We start from the raw sequence: 17,845 nt of genomic DNA, 5'->3' as shown, positions 1-17,845 counted from the left end.
CGTGAAACGGGAAGGACGCTAGGGAATGGCCGCAGCGGTTGCAGAGAAAAAGAAGAAAAGCTCGTGGCGCGCCCTGGGCCTCGCACTCAGGAACCGCAAGACCGGCTATATGCTGCTGTTCGGATTTGCCGCTGGCCTGCCCTACGCCCTCGTGCTCGGCACGCTCTACGCATGGCTTTCCGACAGCGGAGAGATCGATCTTGAAACGATGGGTGTTTTTTCGCTCATCGGCCTGGCCTATGCTTTCAAATTCCTTTGGTCGCCCGCGCTCGACCGGGTCGATGTTCCGCTGCTCAACCGGCTGGGCAAGCGCAAGCAGTGGATCGTGACCGCCCAGCTGCTGATAGGTGCCGCTCTGGTCGCTCTCAGCATGATTGCACCTTCGAACGATACGATCGGCATTTTCAGCCTGCTTGCCGGACTGGCCGCCTTTGCCAGCGCGACGCAGGACGTGGTGATCGATGCCTGGCGCGTTGATGTGGCTGACGAGGTCGCGACGATCGACATGCTCTCGACCGTTTACCAGATGGGCTACCGTATCGCCGCTCTCGTGGGGGGTGCGCTCGCGCTGTTCATGGCAGAGCGGACCGACTGGCCGACAGTCTATCTTTCCATGGGCGCACTCATGCTGGTGGTCGGATTTCTGGGCCTGTGGGCACCCGATGCAGATGCAGGCGCGCGCGAAACAGCCGAGGATGAAGGCGATCCATACGGACTGCGCAAGGCCGGGCAGATCAACCCGCGACTGAGAGCCTATGCACTTGGCGCCGTGGGACTGCTGTGGGGCTGGGCGCTCGTGACCGTCGGCCTGTTCATGGTTCGCTCCCTTTCCAGCAATCCCGACACACGGCCCGATTCCGTGGAATTCATTTCGACCATGGGGCCGATGGTTGTGATAGCGACCGTGGTCTTGCCCTCGCTCATCGCCGCCTGGCTTGTTCGGCAGGAGCGGAAGGGCACGAACCTCCTCGTCGAAGCTGCTCCGGCCACCAGTGCCGGGGACAGGGCGATGGATCACCTCTATCGCGCACTGATCCTGCCGCTGACCGATCTGATCGGGCGGCTGGGATGGGCCATGATCATCGTGATCGCGCTGGTCCTGACGTATCGTATCACCGATGCCATCTGGGGCAGCTTTGCCTATCCCTTCTATCTCGGCGAACTTGAATACACGAAGGACGAAGTCGCTGTGGCGTCCAAGTTCTTCGGGGTAGGGGCCCTGCTGCTCGGGCTGGCGCTCGGTGGCTATCTGCTCACCGCCATCGGGCGCATGCTGACGCTGACACTGGGGGCCTTCTTCGCTGCCGCAACCAATCTGCTTTATGCGGACCTGGCACGCGGCGGAGCGACGATGGAGGCGTTCTCCAACCTCACCGGCTTCACCTGGCTGGTGTCGCACCTTGGCGGCGACGCACGGCTGGCGAAGTTGATGATGGCCATTGCGGGCGAGAATATTGCTGTTGGCGTCGCCGGTGCTGCCTTCGTCGCCTATCTCTCCAGCATCGTGTCGAAGGGATACAGCGCTGTGCAATATGCGCTGCTGTCGTCACTGACACTGCTGGTTGGCACCCTCGGGCGCGGCGCGCTAGGCCAGATGATCGAAGAGCAGGGCTATTTCGACGTCTTCATCCTGACCACCGCGATCGGTATGTTCGCGGTCGTGCTCTGCATCATCGAATGGGTCAGACAGGCAAGACTGGGCAAGGCGTCCGGTGTTGTGGCACCCGAAGCGGCAGCCGCGCCGGCTGAATGATCAGTCCGGTAGCTCTTCGTTGAGGCGCAGGACTTCGCCCGCGAGATAGAGTGATCCGGCGATCAGGATCGGCAACCCGTCGTCGGGCAATGTGCCAAGGGCACTCGGCACGTCGGGGGCAAATCGTGCTTCCGGCCCGAACCGCTCGGCAGCCTGCCAGTCATGCGCAGGGACTGGGACGACAGTGATGCTGGCCGGAATCCTGCCGAGTGCGCGCAGGAAGCCGGCCGGGTCCTTCCCCTCGATCATACCTACGACCAGATGCACCTGCTGCCCGGAAAAATGACGGGCCAGCATCTCTGCGGCATTGGGATTGTGCCCCCCGTCGAGCCAGGCCTCTCGCTCGCCAACTAGCGGACCGCTCGAGAGAGCCTGCAACCTTGCCGGCCAATGGGCGGTCCGGACGCCTTCCGCCATTGCATCGGGCGAAACTTCGACCCTGTCCTGATAGCGGATCATGGCGGCAGCGAGCGCGGCATTGGCGATTTGGTGGTGCCCCGGCATTCCCGGCATGGGCAGGGTGATCTGCGTTCCGCCAGCCACGACATGGAACCGCTCTGCCTCGGCAAAAACCTGCCAGTCGACGCCTTCCATGAAAAGCGGCGATCCGACCTTCTCGGCCACATTCATGATTTCCGCCGCAGCGCTCATTGTCGGGCCGAGGGTCACGAGCGGCACCCCGCGCTTCGCGATACCTGCCTTTTCAAATGCGATCCGGGCTAGTGGCGCTTCCGGCACGCCGTCTTCCGGTGCCAGCAGGAAACGTTCGTGGTCGATCCCCAGTGCGGCGATCCCGCACGCGGCGAGCGCTTCAGCCTCCAGCACATTGGTCGCGTCGAACCGTCCGCCCAGGCCGACTTCGACGACGCAAGCATCCGCAGGCGTACGGCTGAATGCCAGAAATGCGGCAGCTACTGTGACTTCGAAAAAGCTCGGTCCAAGGTCCTCTCCCGCATCGAGCACCTCTTCGAGCAAACCCGCAAGTTCGCCGTCCGATACGAGCTCGCCGTCGATGCGGATCCGCTCGTTATAGCGGACAAGGTGCGGGCTGGTGGTGACGTGGACGCGCTTGCCATCGGCCTCCAGCATGGCGCGCAGGAAAGCGCAGGTGGACCCCTTGCCGTTGGTGCCCGCGACATGGAACACAGGTGGCAAGCGGCGATGCGGGTTGCCGAGGCGCTCCATCAATGCGCGGGTCGTTTCGAGGCAGAGGCGGCCCTGCGGCACCGAAAGTGCGGCCAGCCGGTCGAGCTGCGCCTGGACGCGCGGATCGTCCGAGCGTCCGAAATCCTTCATCGGTGGGTCAGGCTGCCTTTGCGGGCTGCAGGTATTCGAGCAGCGTCGAAAGTTGCCCCTTCAGGTCCTTGCGGTGGACGACCATGTCGACCATGCCATGCTTGTGCAGGTATTCGGCCCGCTGGAACCCATCGGGCAGCTTCTCGCGGATCGTGTCCTGGATCACGCGCTGTCCGGCAAAGCCGATCAGGCAGCCGGGTTCCGCGATATGGACGTCGCCCAGCATTGCATAGCTGGCGGTAACGCCGCCCGTCGTGGGATCGGTCAGAACGACGATGTAGGGCAGGCCGGCTTCTTTCAGGCGGCGCGTCATCACGGTCGCCTTGGGCATCTGCATCAGGCTCAGGATGCCTTCCTGCATGCGTGCACCGCCAGCTGCCGTGCACACGATATAGGCGCATTTGCGAGCGATGGCGCGCTGCGCACCGGCGCAGAATGCCGTGCCGACCGCCATGCCCATCGACCCGCCCATGAAGCCGAAATCCTGCACGCCGACCACGGCGTCATGGCCGTTGATTGTACCGGAGCCGACGCTGAATGCATCGGCATGCGGGTTCTTGGCGCGCGCCTGCTTCAGGCGGTCGGTGTACTTTTTCGTATCCTTGAACTTGAGCGGATCTTCCTCGACCTCGGGCTGGTCGAGCATTTCGAAACCTTCATCGAGGATCAGCGAAAGCCGCTCGTCCGCGCCGATGCGGCCATGGTGGTCGCAGCGCGGGCATACGCTCAGGTTTTCTTCGTATTCCTTGGCAAAGAGCATCTCCTGGCAGGAGGGGCACTTGATCCAGAGGTCTTTCTCGGTGCTGCGCTTGGGCAGCCAGCCGATCGAATTGCGGACGCGGGTAAACCAGTTCATGGGGCGGCCCTATCGCGCATTATGCACGGCTTCGGCAAGCGAAGACGTGAGTTCGCGCAGCTTTTCCGGCGCTTTCTTGCCATGTTGGGCGACGATTTCGACGAGCGCCGATCCGACCACGACCCCGTCCGCCACCTTGGCGATGGCGCCTGCTTGGTCGGGTGTCCGAACGCCGAAACCGACTGCAATCGGCAGGTCGGTCGCGGCTTTCAGACGGGCGACGGCATCCTCGATGCTCGCCTGTGCCGCCTGCTGCTTGCCGGTGATCCCGGCGACGGAGACGTAGTAAAGAAAGCCTGCCGAGCCTTCGAGCACCTGCGGAAGCCGCTTTTCATCGGTGGTCGGTGTGGCGAGGCGGATCGGAGCGATTCCGGCGTCGCGCAAAGCCGGGCCGAGCGCATCGTCCTCTTCCGGCGGGATGTCGACGCAGATCACGCCATCGACGCCGCAACCCTTGCATTCGGCTGCGAACCATTCGGGGCCGCGGCGGATCATCGGGTTGGCATAGCCCATCAGCACCAGCGGCACTTCCGGATGGCGTGCGCGAAACTCGTTCGCGATCATCAGAACGTCACGTGTCGTTGTTCCGGCGCCGAGCGAGCGGATGTTGGCCTGCTGGATCGCGGGACCATCGGCCATCGGATCGGTGAAGGGCATCCCTAGCTCGATCACATCCGCGCCGCCCTCGACCAAGGCATCGAGATTGGCCGCCGTGTCGCCATCGCCTGCCGTTATGAAGCAGACGAGCGCGGGGTGGGGCTTGGCAAAGGCTGCGGAGAGGCGGGTCATCTACTGGGCTTTCCGAAAGCAGCGACAAGGCCTGTCGCGGCGGCAATCGCGAGCGCCCAGGGCGCCATCGCTCCTGCATCGATCTCGCGGTCAGTAACCACGAAGCCGAGCGCCGTCAGGATGAACCCGATGGGAAGGCCGATCATGAAAAATACGAGCGCGCGTCCGGCTGAAATGCTCACATCTTCACCCCAAGCTTGTCAGCCACAGTGAAGATGTCTTTGTCACCGCGACCGCACAGGTTGGCGAGGATGATGCTGTCATCCGGCATTTCCTTGGCGCGCTTTGCCACTGCCGCGATAGCGTGGCTCGGCTCCAGAGCGGGAATGATACCCTCGGTCCGGCACAGCAGCTGGAAGGCGTCGAGCGCCTCGTCGTCGGTCACGGCAGTGTATTCGACGCGGCCTGTGTCCTTCAGCCAGGCGTGTTCGGGACCGATGCCGGGATAATCGAGGCCGGCGCTGATCGAGTGGCCTTCGGTGATCTGGCCGTCCTCGTCCTGCAGGAGATATGTCTTGTTCCCATGCAGCACGCCGGGGAAGCCGCCGAGGAGGCTTGCTGCGTGTTCGTCACCATCGAGGCCGTGACCTGCCGCCTCGACACCGAGCATCTTGACGTCCGCATCGTCGAGGAAGGGGTGGAACAGGCCGAGCGCGTTGGAGCCGCCACCGATCGCTGCCACCAGCAGGTCGGGCAGGCGGCCGGTGCGGGAAAGCATCTGTTCGCGTGCTTCCTTGCCGATCACGCTCTGGAAATCGCGGACGAGTTCCGGATAGGGATGCGGCCCCGCGGCGGTGCCGATGATGTAGAATGTGTCGTGGACGTTCGCGACCCAGTCGCGCAGCCCTTCGTTCATTGCGTCCTTGAGCGTGCCGCGACCGCTGGTGACGGGCACGACTTCTGCGCCCAGCAGCTTCATACGGAAGACATTGGGGGATTGCCGCCGAACGTCCTCTGCGCCCATGTAGATGACGCAAGGGAGACCGAAGCGCGCGCAGACGGTCGCCGTGGCAACGCCGTGCTGGCCCGCGCCGGTTTCCGCGATGATGCGGGTCTTGCCCATACGCATCGCCAGCAGGATCTGCCCGATGCAATTGTTGATCTTGTGCGCGCCGGTGTGATTGAGCTCGTCACGCTTGAACCAGACCTGCGCGCCGCCGAGCGCCTCGGTCAGCCGCTCTGCGAAATAGAGCGGCGAGGGGCGCCCCACGTAATGTTCGAGCAGGTCGTCGAACTGCGCCTGGAATGCCGGATCGGCCTGTGCTGCGCGATATTCGCGTTCCAGGTCGAGCACGAGCGGCATCAGCGTCTCGGCCACGAAGCGGCCGCCGTATTCGCCGAAGTGCCCGCGTTCGTCGGGCATGTTGCGGAAGGAATTGGGTTGCTCGGTCATGCTGTTCTCACGCTTCCAAAGCCGCTTTGCAGAAGGCACGGATCAAGTCCACATCCTTGACACCGGGTTCGCTTTCGACGCCGCTCGAAGTATCGACCAGAGGTGCGCCGGTTGCCCGGATCGCCTCTGCGACATTGTCGGGCGTCAGACCACCGGCCAGCGCCCAGTCCACCTTGTGTTCGTGGCCGTTGAGCAGGTCCCAGCGAAAGGTCTCGCCATTGCCGCCGGGCAATGCCTTCGCCGGCGCATCGAACAGCAGGCGGTCGACCTTGCCGATGAACTTGGCGCTGCGCTCCAGTGTGCCGGCGTCCTTCAGGCCCAACGCTTTCCATCCTTCGACACCGATCTTTTCGCGAACGAGCGCAATCCATTCGGGCGTTTCGCTGCCGTGGAATTGCATGATGTCGGGTTGGACCATGTTCAAACCCCTGCTCACCGTATCGATATCGGCGTTCGAGGTCAGCAGCACGGTCTTCGCCCGGTTACCGACCAGTCCGCGCAGTTCCCGCGCCTGTTCCAGCGTCACATGGCGGGGGCTGGGCTCGAAATGCACGAAACCGATATGCGTGGCGCCTGCAGCAATGGCGGCTTCCACCGTTTCGGGCGTCGACAGCCCGCAAATCTTGATCATGACCGACATTGGCTCAGTCCTAAAGCGTCGCTTCGATCGCCCGCGCTGCAGCGACGGGATCGTCGGCCTTGCTGATCGGGCGGCCGATCACCAGCACGCTTGCGCCATCGTTGCGGGCCTGACGCGGCGTCACTACGCGCTTCTGGTCGCCAATGCTGCTTCCTGTAGGTCGCAGGCCCGGCACGACGAAGAAACCGTCCTTCCACTGCTTGTGGACTGTACCGACTTCCTGTCCCGAACAGACGATACCGTCGAGGCCGGCTTCTTGCGCCAGATCGGCCAGCCGCATCACCTGGTCATGCGCGCTGCCATCAACCCCGGTACGCTTGAGATCGCGTTCGTCGAGACTGGTGAGCATGGTCACGGCGACCACCTTGGTATGCTCGGCTGCAGCAGCCTTCGCATCTTCCATCATGGCGCGCCCGCCGCTGGCGTGCACCGTGACGATGGCCGGTTCGAGAACGTGGATCGACTGCATTGCGCCTGCAACGGTGTTGGGGATGTCGTGCAATTTCAGGTCGAGGAAGATCGGCAGTCCGCAGTGGGCGATCTCGTGAACCCCGTGGTGCCCGTGCGCGCAGAAGAATTCGAGACCTAGCTTCACCCCGCCAATATGGGCCTTGAGCTTTTCGACCAGTGCCTTGCCAGCTTCAAGCTGTGGCACGTCAAGCGCAAGGTAAACCGGATTGCTCATGCAGGATTGTCTTTCGAAGGTGTCAGCGTGTCGCCGGCTTTGGTATCGGCCGGATCGGTTGCATGTGTCGCCGCAGGTGCCGGGGTCGGCGTCGGAGCAGGTGCGGCCGTCGCCGCCGTTGCAGTCGGTGTTGGGGCGTGACGCGACAGCGCGCTCGACTTGACCGCGCTTTCGAGCGAGGAAATACGTCGGTTGAGCTGCCATTTCGCCCCGCGGTGATAGAGCCACATCGGGATCAGTCCGAGCAGGAAGGCGACGATCACAAGGGCAGGGACCTTGGTTTCGAGCACCAGGTCGCTCCACAGTGCAACTTCAACCGGACGCCAGTTGAGGAATGAGAAGATCAGCAGTCCAATCAGGATCACCACCCAGACGATTGTACGTACGACCTGCATTCCCATTCCCCTACTTGTTCTCGGTATTCGACCGGGAAACTAAGGTTTTTGTCCCCCGAGTCTAGGCCGATGCGCCGGATCAGGCGGGTTCAGCCGAAGACGCGGTCGAAAATCGTGTCGACGTGCTTGAAGTGGTAATCGAGGTTGAATTTCTCCTCGAGCTCCTCGTTCGACAGGGCGGCAGTGACTTCCTCGTCAGCCTTCAGCAATTCGAGCAGCGACATCTGGCCGTCCGATTCCCATACCTTCATGGCGTTGCGCTGGACCAGGCGATAGGCGTTGTCGCGGGTGATGCCTGCCTGCGTCAGCGCCAGCAGCACGCGCTGGGAGTGGACAAGGCCGCCCATCTTGTCGAGGTTCTTCATCATGCGCTCGGGATAGACCAGCAGCTTGTCGATGACGCCGGTCATGCGCGCGAGCGCGAAGTCGAGCGTGATCGTCGCATCGGGGCCGATGAAGCGTTCGACCGACGAATGCGAAATGTCGCGTTCGTGCCAGAGCGCCACGTTTTCCAGCGCGGGAAGTGCATAGGCGCGGATCATTCGTGCCTGTCCCGTCAGGTTTTCGGTCAGGATAGGGTTGCGCTTGTGCGGCATGGCGCTGGAACCCTTCTGGCCGGGCGAGAAGTATTCTTCGGCCTCGAGCACCTCGGTGCGCTGCAGGTGGCGAACCTCGACCGCCAGTCGCTCGATCGAGCTGGCGATGACCGCAAGGACGGAGAAGAACATCGCGTGCCGGTCACGCGGGATGACCTGCGTCGAAACCGGCTCCACCGACAGGCCGAGCTGTTCTGCGACGTATTCTTCGACCTGCGGGTCGATATTGGCAAATGTGCCGACCGCGCCGCTGATCGCGCAGGTCGCGATCTCGTCCCGTGCAGCAACCAGGCGCTTCTTGCAGCGGTCGAATTCGGCATAGGCCTGCGCCAGCTTGAGACCGAAGGTGACAGGCTCGGCGTGGATGCCGTGGCTGCGACCGATCGTTGGCGTGTACTTGTGCTCTTCGGCGCGACGTTTGATCGCGGCGAGCAGATCGTCGAGATCGGCAAGGAGGATGTCGGCGGCGCGGCTGAGCTGCACCGCAAGCGTCGTGTCGAGAACATCGCTCGACGTCATGCCCTGGTGCATGAAGCGCGCCTCGGGTCCGACCTGTTCTGCCACCCAGTCGAGGAAGGCGATCACGTCATGCTTGAGGATGCGCTCCTTCTCGTCGATCGCATCGACGTCGATCTTCGGATCGGTCGCCCACCAGTCCCACAGGGCCTTCGGGCCGCTTTCCGGGACGACACCAAGTTCGCCCAGCTTTTGCGTCGCGTGAGCTTCGATTTCGAACCAGATGCGGTACTTCGCTTCCGGCTCCCAGATCGCGGTCATTTCGGGGCGGGCGTAGCGGGGGACCATTTCAGACTCCGGGCTGGCAAAAGGAGGAATATGCCGCAGCCGCTAGGGGGATGGGTCGGGAAACGCAAGCACGGCCGCCCTATCGGCGGGGTAAGTTTGCTTTAGGTCACGCTGTGTCACCTTTGGTGCCGTTGAGTAGGGGCTGGCGTGACGGGGTCAGATCAGCCCCTTCGATCGCAGGCTGACATGTCCCTCGCGCCCGATGATCACGTGATCGTGCACGGTAATGCCAAGCAACCGGCCAGCCTCTGCAATGCGCCGCGTCACGTCGATATCGGCTCGGCTAGGGTCGGGATTGCCGCTGGGGTGGTTATGGACGAGAATCAGCGCAGTGGCGCCCACATCCATAGCCCGGCGGATTACTTCGCGCGGGTGGATCGATGCTTCATCGATCGATCCGTCACCCACATGGTGGTCGTCGATCAGGCGATTTCGCGTATCGAGATAGAGCACACGAACCCGCTCTACGGTGAGGTGCGCCATGTCGATGCTGAGATAGTCGAGCAGCGCCTGCCAGCTGCCAAGCACGGGTTTGTCGCGAACTTCGCTCCGTGCCATGCGCCGGGCAGCGAGCGCCACGCTCTTGAGCGCTGCGGCGGTGGTTTCGCCCACTCCCTTGACCTGCTGCAAGGCACCCGGGTCGGCATTCAGCACGCCCGAGAGGGAGCCGAAGCGCCGTATGAGAGCGCGTGCAACCGGCTTCGTGTCGCCCTGGCGCATCCCTGCAAACAGCAGATATTCCAGCACTTCATAATCGGCGAGGGCTTCCGCCCCGCCTTTCAGAAGACGGTCCCGCAAGCGCGCGCGATGCCCGATATGACCCGGCATGTCGGCCTGGACCGATGTATTGTCTTCAGCTTGTGGCAAGCGACCCCCCGCCAATTAACCTGCTGTCATGATTGCCTTTCGAATGCGATGGGCGCAAGGGTGGGTGACGATGGCGGATGTCGACGAGCCACTGGACGAACAACCGCCCCTCGCTCATGCGCGGCGTAGGCGGCTATGGCCGCGCCGGAAGCGCTGGCAGGCTGTCGTCCTATTCCTCGGCATTTTCATAAGCGCCGCGATCATCGGTTGGATGTCGCGAGACCGGATCGCCACAAACATCATCGAAAGCCAGCTGGGCAAATACGGCGTTTCGGCAAAATACGAGGTCACCTCCATCGAACCGGGCAAGCAGGTCTTGTCCAACGTCGTCATCGGCGATGCGGAAGCGCCAGACCTCACGATCGAGCGTGTTGCCGTTTACCTGCGTTACCGATTCGGCACACCGGTAATCGGGCGAATCGAGCTTGTCAGGCCGCGTATCTTCGGGACGCTGAGAGAGGGAAAGCTCAGCTTCGGCGCGCTCGACCCGATCGTCTTCGCAGAAAGCGATGGCCCGCCAGGATTGCCCGATATCGACCTCAGGCTGATCGATGCACGAGGCCTGATAGAAAGCGATTTCGGTCGCATCGCGTTCAAGGCGGAGGGAGAGGGCGAACTCGACGATGGATTCGAAGGGATACTCGCGGTCGTTGCGCCGCAAGTTGCCACGCCTGAGTGCGAGGTCGAAAATGCTACGGCATATGGAACGATAAAGGTCGCGCGCGGAAAACCGGCTTTCGATGGGCCGGTCCGAATCAGGTCGCTCTCGTGCCCGGGGATGGATTTGCGGCTTGCGGGTCTCGACGCCGCGACCAGCCTATCGGGTGACCGGAACCTTGCCGGACTGACTGCAACCTTCGGCCTCGATGCAAACGGCTTTTCTGCCGCGGAAAACCGTGTCCGTGCAGTGGCAGGGGAGGTCAAACTCGACTGGCGCAATGAAGCGATCATCTCGAAATTCGATCTCGCAATTACCCAGGCGAGCGGCGCCGGGGTCGTTCTCGACAGGGCGCGGGCAGACGGAGCATTTCGTGCTCGCGAATCGTTGAGCAGGAGCGAGCTCGAACTCGATCTGGAAGGAGAGGGTTTCGGTCTCGCCTCCGATATGCAGCAATCGCTGGCAAGCTATCAGGACAGCACCAATGGAACGCTGCTTTCGCCGCTAATCGCGAAGATGCGGCAGGGATTGCGCAGCGAACTTCCAGGGGGAACAGTCGATGCGCAGCTCTCGCTGAGGCGAACCGGCGAGATCATGAGCGGGATCGTGCAGTCGGCACGGATTCGCGGGGCGAGCGGCAGTGATCTCGTTTCCATGTCGCAGGTGCAGTTCAGCTCCGCAGGATCGGGCGCGCCGAAACTATCGGGCAATTTTTCCACCGGCGGGCGCGATTTGCCGCGCATCGTGGGCCGCATGGAGCGCAGTTCCCGCGGCGAAGTCGTGATGCGCCTGCGCATGGCAGAATACGCCTCGGGCGATAGCGCGCTCTCGCTTCCCGAATTGGTAATCTCGCAAGCGCCCGGCGGCGCGCTGGGCTTTGCGGGGCAGGCAAGGGCAACAGGTGCGATTCCCGGCGGCGAAGTGCGTGCGTTGACCCTGCCGATCGACGGGAATTGGTCGAGCGCCCGCGGACTTTCGCTCTGGCGCGGGTGCACCGACATCAGGTTCGACGGGATCAGGCTGTCGAGCGTCGCCCTCAATCGGCATGGTCTCAAGCTCTGTCCGGCGAGCAGCAGGCAGGCGATCGTCAGATATGACGATGCCGGGCTTCGTGTCGCGGCGGGGATACCCGCACTTGAGCTTTCCGGCGATCTCGCGGGGACACCACTTGTCCTTAAGAGCGGGGCGGTGGGGATTGCATGGCCGGGAGCGGTAACGGCAAAAGACATAGATGTCGTTCTTGGACCAGCGGGAAGTTCGACCGAGTTTTCGATCCCGTCGCTCGACGCAACGTTCGGCGATACGATCGGCGGACAGTTCGCCGATGCCGATGTCAAACTCGAAGCCGTGCCGCTCGACCTTTCAAACCTGGCTGGCAACTGGAATTATTCCGGCGAAATTCTTTCGATCGAGGATGCATCGTTCGACCTGACCGACAGGCAGGAAGCTGCAAGGTTCAACAGGCTCGTTTCTCAAGGCGCATCGCTCACGCTGCAGGACAGCGTGATCGAGGCCCGGGCACTGATGCGGCATCCGGCGACCGGGCGCGAAGTGACACGGGTTGCCATTCGCCATGACCTGACGACCGGAACCGGGCATGCCGATCTGTTTGTCGATAGACTGAAATTCGATCCGGTATTGCAACCTGACGACCTAACGGAAAATGCAAAGGGTGTGGTCGCCCTCGTCAATGGCATCGTGACAGGTCAGGGCCGAATCGACTGGAACGAGGCGGGCGTAACCAGCAGCGGAGCTTTTTCGAGCGATGAACTCGACTTTGCCGCAGCCTTCGGTCCCGTTGAAGATGCGAGCGGCACAATCGTTTTCGACGACTTGCTGGCTCTTACGACGGCGCCGGGTCAGAAACTGAAGATCGGCGCGATCAATCCCGGCGTCCTCGTCACCGATGGCGAGCTCGAGTTTGCTTTGCGCGACGGACAATTCATTTCGGTCGAAGGGGCAAGCTGGCCATTCATGGGTGGCACGCTGATCATGCGCTCGGTCGATCTCAATCTGGGGGTCAGCGAAGTTCGCCGCTATGTGTTCGAGATCGTCGGTCTCGACGCTGCGAAATTTGTCGAAAACATGGATTTCGAAAATCTTTCCGCGACGGGTACCTTCGATGGCACGGTGCCGATCGAATTCGATACCGACGGCAATGGACGGATCGACGGCGGCGTCCTCGTTTCACGGCCCCCGGGCGGAAACCTCTCCTACGTCGGCGAACTAACCTACGAAGACCTGTCTCCGATGGCCAATTTTGCCTTCGATTCGCTCAAATCGCTCGATTTCCAGCAGATGATGGTCGACATGGAAGGTCCGCTCGCCGGAGAGATCATCACCCGCCTCCGCTTCGACGGGATTTCGCAGGGCACCGGCGCCGACCGCAACTTCATTACAAAGCGGCTTTCGAAGCTGCCGATCCAGTTCCGGGTCAATATCAGGGCCGATTTTCTCGAGTTGATACAGGGGCTTCGCGGGGCATTCGATCCTGCATTCCTCCGCGATCCGAGGGAACTTGGCCTGTTTACTGCTGTAGAGGGGCGGCTCGAGGCCAGGTCGACCCTGGGGATGCCCGCGATCAAACCCGAAGATATTGAAACCGATGAACCACCCATTCAGGCGCAAGAAAGCGAGAACCTGCCATGAACTCCTCTGATTTGACCGTGCCTTGCGGCGGTGCCACATTTCTCCCGAATTTCGGGGAGAGGGGAATGGGCAGCAACAAGGGCAAGGTTGGGATGGCGATACTGGCCGTCGCGATGCTGCAGGGGTGCATCAATGTTTCTGCCCCCGACAAGCCGATCGTGATCGAGCTTAACATCAACATCCAGCAAGAGGTTGTCTATCGCCTGGCTGCCGATGCCGGCGATACGATCGAAGAAAATGCCGATATTTTTTGAGGCTGAGATTTTTTGAGGAAGGCGTGACGATGAACACTTTTGCCAAAGCCGTTTTCGGCGGCGCCGTATTCGCCGGACTGATGGCTGGAATGGCCGCGCCTGCCTTTGCTCAGCGCGATCCAGCCTATGCCGCAGCCCGCTCGTCCGGAAAGGTTGGCGAGAAGATGGACGGTTACCTTGGTATCGTAGGTGCGCCCACTGCTGCGCTTCAGGACCTGGTCGACGACATCAATATCAAGCGCAAGGCTGTTTATACCGAGCGGGCAAGGGCGGAAAAGGCCACTACCGAGCAATATGCTTTCACGGCCGGTTGCCTCGCCATTGCGCGGACCGTCGCGGGTGAAAAATACCAGGCACCGGACGGTGAATGGCATACGCGCACCGGCGAAGATCCAATGCGCGATCCGCGTTGCCCCTGATCCCGCTGCGGTGAGGCGGAAGAAGCCTGCTTCGGCGCACTAGCCTTCGCAACCGAGAATCTTGCGACTTTCGTCATATTGAGGCCGTCCACCGGTTGACTTGATTATGCCCCCCTTCTAAGGGGGCGGCGCCCTCGGCGGGCACCTCTTGCCTGTGCCGCGCATTTCCAATCAAGGAGGCTGGCATGAGCGAAGAGAAACCCGCACGGGAACCAATCGCTGAGGATGCGCGGATTGACGCGCTCGAAGCGCGGTTAAAAGCCGCACGCGAGCGTGAAGATCAGCGTAACCGACCGCAGGTTTCGGGCGCCGATGCGAATTATCGCAGTGGCAACCGGGTCCTTGCAGACCTTCTCGGCGGTATTCTCGGAGGCGCTGTCATCGGCTGGGCTATAGATACCTTCGCCGGAACATCGCCCTGGGGTCTGTTGGTGATGCTGTTCTTCGGGATAGTCGTTGCCTTCAGGAACGTAATTCGTGCAGCGAACACGCGACCTGGCGATCCTGAATAGGGTCAAGAGGCCGCGTCTTATTATGTAGGTTTAGGGGTCAGCGATCGTGGCAGCCGTAGAGGGCAAAGTCGATCCGATGCACCAGTTCACCATCGAGCCGCTTTTCGGCTCGCAGGGCTGGGAAGTTGCAGGATTCAACATCGCATTCACCAACTCCGCGCTGTGGATGGCGATCACCACGGTCGTGCTGTGGGTGTTCGTCGCCGGCGGGATGAAGCGCCAGCTCGTACCTGGTCGCTGGCAGATGGCCGTCGAGACCTTCACGAGCTTCATCGACGACATGCTTGAAGCGAACATCGGCAAGGAAGGGCGCAAGTACGTGCCCTATATCTTCAGCCTGTTCATGTTCATCCTGTTCGCCAACATCCTCGGCCTGATGCCGCTTGGCGTGCTCGGCGTGCACCCGTTCACTTTCACCAGCCACTTCACTGTTACCGGCGTGCTGGCGATCATCAGTTTCTCGATCGTGCTGATCGTGGGTTTCTGGAAGCACGGCTTCCACTTCTTCAGCCTGTTCGTGCCGCATGGCACGCCGCTGCCCATGATCCCGATCATTTTCCCGATCGAGCTTATCTCGTTCCTCGTCCGTCCTTTCAGCCTCGGCCTCCGACTCTTCGTCGCGATGATGGCCGGTCACGTCCTGCTCGAAGTGCTTTCGAGCTTCGTGATCGACGGCTGGAATGCCGGTGCGCAGTTCGGCCTGCTGGTCGGCGTTCCCAGCTTTGTGCTGATGATTGGTATCTGCGCACTCGAGATCCTGGTTGCAGGCATCCAGGCATATGTTTTCGCGCTTCTCTCGTCGCTCTACATCAACGACGCAGAGAACCTTCACTAAGTTTCGTCCTTCAACACACACGAATTTACCTAAAGGAGTTTTTCAAATGGACGCAGAAGCAGCCAAGCTCGTTGGTGCTGGTCTCGCAGCTATCGGTGCCGGCATGGCCGCCATCGGCGTGGGTAACGTTTTCGGCTCGTTCCTCGAGTCGGCTCTTCGTAACCCGGGTGCAGCAGACGGCCAGCAGGGCCGCCTCTTCATCGGCTTCGCCGCAGCCGAACTTCTCGGCCTGCTGGCATTCGTCGTTGCGATGATCCTCATCTTCGTCGCCTAACGACTTCGATGCTGCCGGTTGGCCTCAGGCCGACCGGCGGTATTGTCTTTCGAATACCTGATTTCGGACCCGACGCATGCCTCAGATAGCGCAGCTTGCCGAAACCTACTCCAGCCAGGTCTTCTGGCTGCTGGTTTTCTTCGGCATCACCTTCTTCCTCATCGGCCGGGGCATGGTCCCCAAGGTGATGGATACGGTCGCCATGCGCGACAAGCAGATCGCCGACGATCTGGCTGCGGCTCAGGCTGCTCGCGATCGTGCTGACGAGCAGGAAGAAGCCTGGCGTCAGCGCGAGAACGAAAACCGCGCAGAGGCGCAGGCTCTGATCGCAGCTGCGAAGAGCGAGGCCGCGTCCAAGTCCGAAAAGAAGATTGCCGCCGCACAGAAGCGGCTCGACAAGAAGCTGACCGAAGCAGAGGCGCGTATCGCCGAAGCTCGCGGTGCTGCCATGTCGGAAATCGAAAACGTCGCGGCCGACGTGACGCAGGAAATCGTTGCACGGGTCGCTGGCGCATCGGTGGACGAAGCCGCGGCCAAGGCTGCTGTGAAGGAGGCGATGGCCAATGTCTGAGGCTCCCGAAGTTTTCGCAACCGAAGCTGCTCAGGTCCTCGTCGAAGAAGGCCACGGCGGCGCTCCGACGCATGCCGAACCCGAACTGCTCGGCTTTGCGCCGTTCCAGTGGGTTTCGATCGCCATGGCGGTCCTGCTGCTGATCGCATTCTTCTATGTGAAGGTGCACAAGACGATCGCAGGCGGGCTCGACAACAAGATCGCCGCCATCAAGCAGCAGCTCGATGAAGCGAAAGAACTCCGCAGCGAAGCCGAAAAGCTTCGTGACGAATATGCCGCGAAAATCTCGAACGCCGAGAAGGATGCGGAAGCGATGGTCGAAGGCGCCAAGCGCGAAGCCGACGCCATCCTCGACAAGGCCGAAGCCGACAGCAAGGCGATGGTCGAACGCCGCAAGAAGATGGCCGAAGACAAGATCTCTGCCGCCGAGCGCGATGCCGTCGAAGAAGTTCGCAGCAAGGCTGCACAGGCCGCGACCGCTGCCGCACGTAACCTGATCAAGGAACGGCACGGCGTGGACGACGATCGCAAGCTGGCCGACCAGGTTATCTCGTCGATCTGACATCCCTCGACTATCGAGGAATATGCAAAGGGCGGCCCGCGGGTCGCCCTTTTCGTATCACGGCTCGAGGATCAGTTTCCCCATCAGTCCGCCGGACTGCATCGTTGCGAAGGCTTCTCGCCACTCGTCTAGGGCGAAGGTCCGGTCGACATGTGGGTGAATACGGCCAGTGGTCGCAAGTTCGGCAATGGTTGCGGCAATCCGCTTCCCACGATCAGGGAAGCGGCGCGCGTATTCTCCGGCGCGAACGCCGACGACCGAGAAGCCTTTGATCAGGGGAATGTTGACCGCGATTTCGGGAATGCGCCCGGCGACGAACCCGATCACCAGCAGCTTGCCGCCGAATGTCACGCAGCGGGTGCTTTCGTCGAATACATCACCGCCAATCGGATCGTAAACGAGATCGCAAAGCTGGCCCTCGGTCAGGTCGAAGACCTGTTCGCGAAAACTGCCTGTATTGAGGATCACGTGGTCGGCCTGCGAGGCTGCCTTGAGAGCGTCGATCTTGGCTTCATTGTGCGTTGTCGCAATGACGGTCGCGCCATAGGCCCTGGCGAGGTCGCAGGCGGCAAGGCCGACCCCTCCGCTCGCTCCGTGCACGAGCACGGTCTGACCCGCTGCGAGGCCGCCGATCTCGACGAGCGCGGTATAGGCAGTGGAGTAGGCCGCGCCCATCGCGGCTGCCGTTGCGAAGGATAACCCTTCCGGTATCGTGCGAAGCGAACGGGCTGGGACCGCTGCATATTCTGCAAAGCCGCCCGTCTTCGCGCCCCCCATCACTCGGTCGCCCACTGCAAGTCCGCTATCGGGGGCCGCCTCGACGACCTCTCCGGCCAGTTCCATGCCGAGGGTGAAGGGCAGCTCCGGTTTGAACTGGTACTTACCTTGCGTCATCAGCAAGTCGGGAAAGTTGAGTGAGGCTGCCTCGATCTTCACCAGCACTTCGCCCGAAGAACGAGCGGGCACAGGGGTTTCGGTCAGCGCGACGCCGGACAGGTCGTCGCTCAGCGATGTGACGCGAAGCGCTTTCATGTAGC

Annotated in this window: 20 protein-coding genes; 9 read left to right on the top strand and 11 right to left on the bottom strand. The window is 61.9% G+C overall.

Annotation, left to right across the window (positions count from 1 at the left end; genetic code table 11):
• Window positions 1-25: 25 nt before the first annotated feature.
• A complete protein-coding gene (locus tag AMC99_RS07060) occupies window positions 26-1,753 on the top strand; it encodes an AmpG family muropeptide MFS transporter (RefSeq protein WP_061924680.1) in 1,728 nt (575 codons plus the stop codon).
• On the opposite strand, the gene AMC99_RS07055 is transcribed toward AMC99_RS07060, so the two are convergent.
• The 10 genes from AMC99_RS07055 to radC form a co-directional block, all read right to left on the bottom strand.
• A complete protein-coding gene (locus tag AMC99_RS07055; protein ID WP_061924676.1) occupies window positions 1,754-3,049 on the bottom strand; it encodes a bifunctional folylpolyglutamate synthase/dihydrofolate synthase in 1,296 nt (431 codons plus the stop codon). It abuts the gene before it with no gap.
• 7 nt (window positions 3,050-3,056) lie between these two features.
• Complete coding sequence (gene accD / locus AMC99_RS07050; protein ID WP_061924673.1) at window positions 3,057-3,905, bottom strand: acetyl-CoA carboxylase, carboxyltransferase subunit beta; 849 nt, start codon at window positions 3,903-3,905, stop codon at window positions 3,057-3,059.
• A gap of 9 nt (window positions 3,906-3,914) precedes the next feature.
• Window positions 3,915-4,694 (bottom strand): tryptophan synthase subunit alpha, encoded by a 780-nt coding sequence (gene trpA, locus AMC99_RS07045; RefSeq protein ID WP_061924670.1) that lies wholly within the window; start codon window positions 4,692-4,694, stop codon window positions 3,915-3,917.
• Complete coding sequence (locus tag AMC99_RS07040; RefSeq protein ID WP_198143494.1) at window positions 4,691-4,840, bottom strand: hypothetical protein; 150 nt, start codon at window positions 4,838-4,840, stop codon at window positions 4,691-4,693. The genes trpA and AMC99_RS07040 overlap by 4 nt, the downstream gene beginning before the upstream one ends.
• A gap of 32 nt (window positions 4,841-4,872) precedes the next feature.
• Window positions 4,873-6,087, bottom strand: coding sequence for a tryptophan synthase subunit beta (gene trpB / locus AMC99_RS07035; protein WP_061924666.1), 1,215 nt, complete (start codon window positions 6,085-6,087; stop codon window positions 4,873-4,875).
• 7 nt (window positions 6,088-6,094) lie between these two features.
• Window positions 6,095-6,727 (bottom strand): phosphoribosylanthranilate isomerase, encoded by a 633-nt coding sequence (locus AMC99_RS07030; protein WP_061924662.1) that lies wholly within the window; start codon window positions 6,725-6,727, stop codon window positions 6,095-6,097.
• A 10-nt stretch (window positions 6,728-6,737) separates the two neighbouring features.
• Window positions 6,738-7,412 (bottom strand): orotidine-5'-phosphate decarboxylase, encoded by a 675-nt coding sequence (gene pyrF / locus AMC99_RS07025; RefSeq protein ID WP_061924659.1) that lies wholly within the window; start codon window positions 7,410-7,412, stop codon window positions 6,738-6,740.
• Window positions 7,409-7,807, bottom strand: a complete 399-nt coding sequence (locus AMC99_RS07020; protein ID WP_083440208.1) for a LapA family protein — start codon at window positions 7,805-7,807, stop codon at window positions 7,409-7,411. Before AMC99_RS07020 ends, pyrF begins: the two co-directional genes overlap by 4 nt.
• Before the next feature lie 89 nt (window positions 7,808-7,896).
• Complete coding sequence (gene purB / locus AMC99_RS07015; protein WP_061924654.1) at window positions 7,897-9,207, bottom strand: adenylosuccinate lyase; 1,311 nt, start codon at window positions 9,205-9,207, stop codon at window positions 7,897-7,899.
• Window positions 9,208-9,363: 156 nt separating this feature from the next.
• A complete protein-coding gene (gene radC, locus AMC99_RS07010; protein ID WP_061924651.1) occupies window positions 9,364-10,074 on the bottom strand; it encodes a RadC family protein in 711 nt (236 codons plus the stop codon).
• Between the two features lie 70 nt (window positions 10,075-10,144).
• Here radC and AMC99_RS07005 point away from each other — a divergent pair, with 70 nt between their 5' ends.
• From AMC99_RS07005 to AMC99_RS06970, 8 genes are all read left to right on the top strand, one after another.
• The gene (locus AMC99_RS07005) at window positions 10,145-13,381 is read left to right on the top strand and encodes an intermembrane phospholipid transport protein YdbH family protein (RefSeq protein ID WP_061924647.1); all 3,237 of its coding nucleotides are present in this window, start codon (window positions 10,145-10,147) and stop codon (window positions 13,379-13,381) included.
• A 65-nt stretch (window positions 13,382-13,446) separates the two neighbouring features.
• Window positions 13,447-13,635 (top strand): YnbE family lipoprotein, encoded by a 189-nt coding sequence (locus AMC99_RS07000; protein ID WP_061924643.1) that lies wholly within the window; start codon window positions 13,447-13,449, stop codon window positions 13,633-13,635.
• Window positions 13,636-13,664: 29 nt separating this feature from the next.
• Window positions 13,665-14,054 (top strand): YdbL family probable chaperone protein, encoded by a 390-nt coding sequence (locus AMC99_RS06995; RefSeq protein ID WP_061924641.1) that lies wholly within the window; start codon window positions 13,665-13,667, stop codon window positions 14,052-14,054.
• Between the two features lie 185 nt (window positions 14,055-14,239).
• Window positions 14,240-14,566 carry an AtpZ/AtpI family protein gene (locus AMC99_RS06990; protein ID WP_061924638.1) on the top strand — a complete coding sequence of 109 codons (327 nt, stop codon included), beginning with the start codon at window positions 14,240-14,242 and terminating at the stop codon, window positions 14,564-14,566.
• 76 nt (window positions 14,567-14,642) lie between these two features.
• Window positions 14,643-15,401 (top strand): F0F1 ATP synthase subunit A, encoded by a 759-nt coding sequence (locus AMC99_RS06985; RefSeq protein ID WP_061924636.1) that lies wholly within the window; start codon window positions 14,643-14,645, stop codon window positions 15,399-15,401.
• Between the two features lie 46 nt (window positions 15,402-15,447).
• Window positions 15,448-15,675 carry a F0F1 ATP synthase subunit C gene (locus AMC99_RS06980; protein WP_011414432.1) on the top strand — a complete coding sequence of 76 codons (228 nt, stop codon included), beginning with the start codon at window positions 15,448-15,450 and terminating at the stop codon, window positions 15,673-15,675.
• 76 nt (window positions 15,676-15,751) lie between these two features.
• On the top strand, window positions 15,752-16,246 hold the full coding sequence (locus AMC99_RS06975) for a F0F1 ATP synthase subunit B family protein (RefSeq protein WP_061924633.1): 495 nt from the start codon (window positions 15,752-15,754) through the stop codon (window positions 16,244-16,246).
• A complete protein-coding gene (locus tag AMC99_RS06970) occupies window positions 16,239-16,808 on the top strand; it encodes a F0F1 ATP synthase subunit B family protein (protein ID WP_061924630.1) in 570 nt (189 codons plus the stop codon). Before AMC99_RS06975 ends, AMC99_RS06970 begins: the two co-directional genes overlap by 8 nt.
• 57 nt (window positions 16,809-16,865) lie before the next feature.
• Here AMC99_RS06970 and AMC99_RS06965 read toward each other — a convergent pair whose 3' ends face one another.
• Window positions 16,866-17,840, bottom strand: a complete 975-nt coding sequence (locus AMC99_RS06965) for an NADPH:quinone oxidoreductase family protein (protein ID WP_061924627.1) — start codon at window positions 17,838-17,840, stop codon at window positions 16,866-16,868.
• Window positions 17,841-17,845 lie beyond the last annotated feature (5 nt).

It is taken from the genome of Altererythrobacter epoxidivorans (assembly GCF_001281485.1).
Lineage (GTDB): Bacteria > Pseudomonadota > Alphaproteobacteria > Sphingomonadales > Sphingomonadaceae > Erythrobacter > Erythrobacter epoxidivorans.
Note: the sequence above shows the minus strand (reverse complement) of the source record. Positions and strands in the feature narration are given on the sequence as shown.

Excerpts from the sequence above, each read along its gene's own strand:
- AMC99_RS07060 (WP_061924680.1), top strand. The coding sequence starts at position 26 with ATGGCCGCAGCGGTTGCAGAGAAAAAGAAGAAAAGCTCGTGGCGCGCC.
- AMC99_RS07055 (WP_061924676.1), bottom strand. The coding sequence starts at position 3,049 with ATGAAGGATTTCGGACGCTCGGACGATCCGCGCGTCCAGGCGCAGCTC.
- accD (WP_061924673.1), bottom strand. The coding sequence starts at position 3,905 with ATGAACTGGTTTACCCGCGTCCGCAATTCGATCGGCTGGCTGCCCAAG.
- trpA (WP_061924670.1), bottom strand. The coding sequence starts at position 4,694 with ATGACCCGCCTCTCCGCAGCCTTTGCCAAGCCCCACCCCGCGCTCGTC.
- AMC99_RS07040 (WP_198143494.1), bottom strand. The coding sequence starts at position 4,840 with ATGATCGGCCTTCCCATCGGGTTCATCCTGACGGCGCTCGGCTTCGTG.
- trpB (WP_061924666.1), bottom strand. The coding sequence starts at position 6,087 with ATGACCGAGCAACCCAATTCCTTCCGCAACATGCCCGACGAACGCGGG.
- AMC99_RS07030 (WP_061924662.1), bottom strand. The coding sequence starts at position 6,727 with ATGTCGGTCATGATCAAGATTTGCGGGCTGTCGACGCCCGAAACGGTG.
- pyrF (WP_061924659.1), bottom strand. The coding sequence starts at position 7,412 with ATGAGCAATCCGGTTTACCTTGCGCTTGACGTGCCACAGCTTGAAGCT.
- AMC99_RS07020 (WP_083440208.1), bottom strand. The coding sequence starts at position 7,807 with ATGCAGGTCGTACGTACAATCGTCTGGGTGGTGATCCTGATTGGACTG.
- purB (WP_061924654.1), bottom strand. The coding sequence starts at position 9,207 with ATGGTCCCCCGCTACGCCCGCCCCGAAATGACCGCGATCTGGGAGCCG.
- AMC99_RS07005 (WP_061924647.1), top strand. The coding sequence starts at position 10,145 with ATGGCGGATGTCGACGAGCCACTGGACGAACAACCGCCCCTCGCTCAT.
- AMC99_RS07000 (WP_061924643.1), top strand. The coding sequence starts at position 13,447 with ATGGGCAGCAACAAGGGCAAGGTTGGGATGGCGATACTGGCCGTCGCG.
- AMC99_RS06995 (WP_061924641.1), top strand. The coding sequence starts at position 13,665 with ATGAACACTTTTGCCAAAGCCGTTTTCGGCGGCGCCGTATTCGCCGGA.
- AMC99_RS06990 (WP_061924638.1), top strand. The coding sequence starts at position 14,240 with ATGAGCGAAGAGAAACCCGCACGGGAACCAATCGCTGAGGATGCGCGG.
- AMC99_RS06985 (WP_061924636.1), top strand. The coding sequence starts at position 14,643 with ATGCACCAGTTCACCATCGAGCCGCTTTTCGGCTCGCAGGGCTGGGAA.
- AMC99_RS06980 (WP_011414432.1), top strand. The coding sequence starts at position 15,448 with ATGGACGCAGAAGCAGCCAAGCTCGTTGGTGCTGGTCTCGCAGCTATC.
- AMC99_RS06975 (WP_061924633.1), top strand. The coding sequence starts at position 15,752 with ATGCCTCAGATAGCGCAGCTTGCCGAAACCTACTCCAGCCAGGTCTTC.
- AMC99_RS06970 (WP_061924630.1), top strand. The coding sequence starts at position 16,239 with ATGTCTGAGGCTCCCGAAGTTTTCGCAACCGAAGCTGCTCAGGTCCTC.
- AMC99_RS06965 (WP_061924627.1), bottom strand. The coding sequence starts at position 17,840 with ATGAAAGCGCTTCGCGTCACATCGCTGAGCGACGACCTGTCCGGCGTC.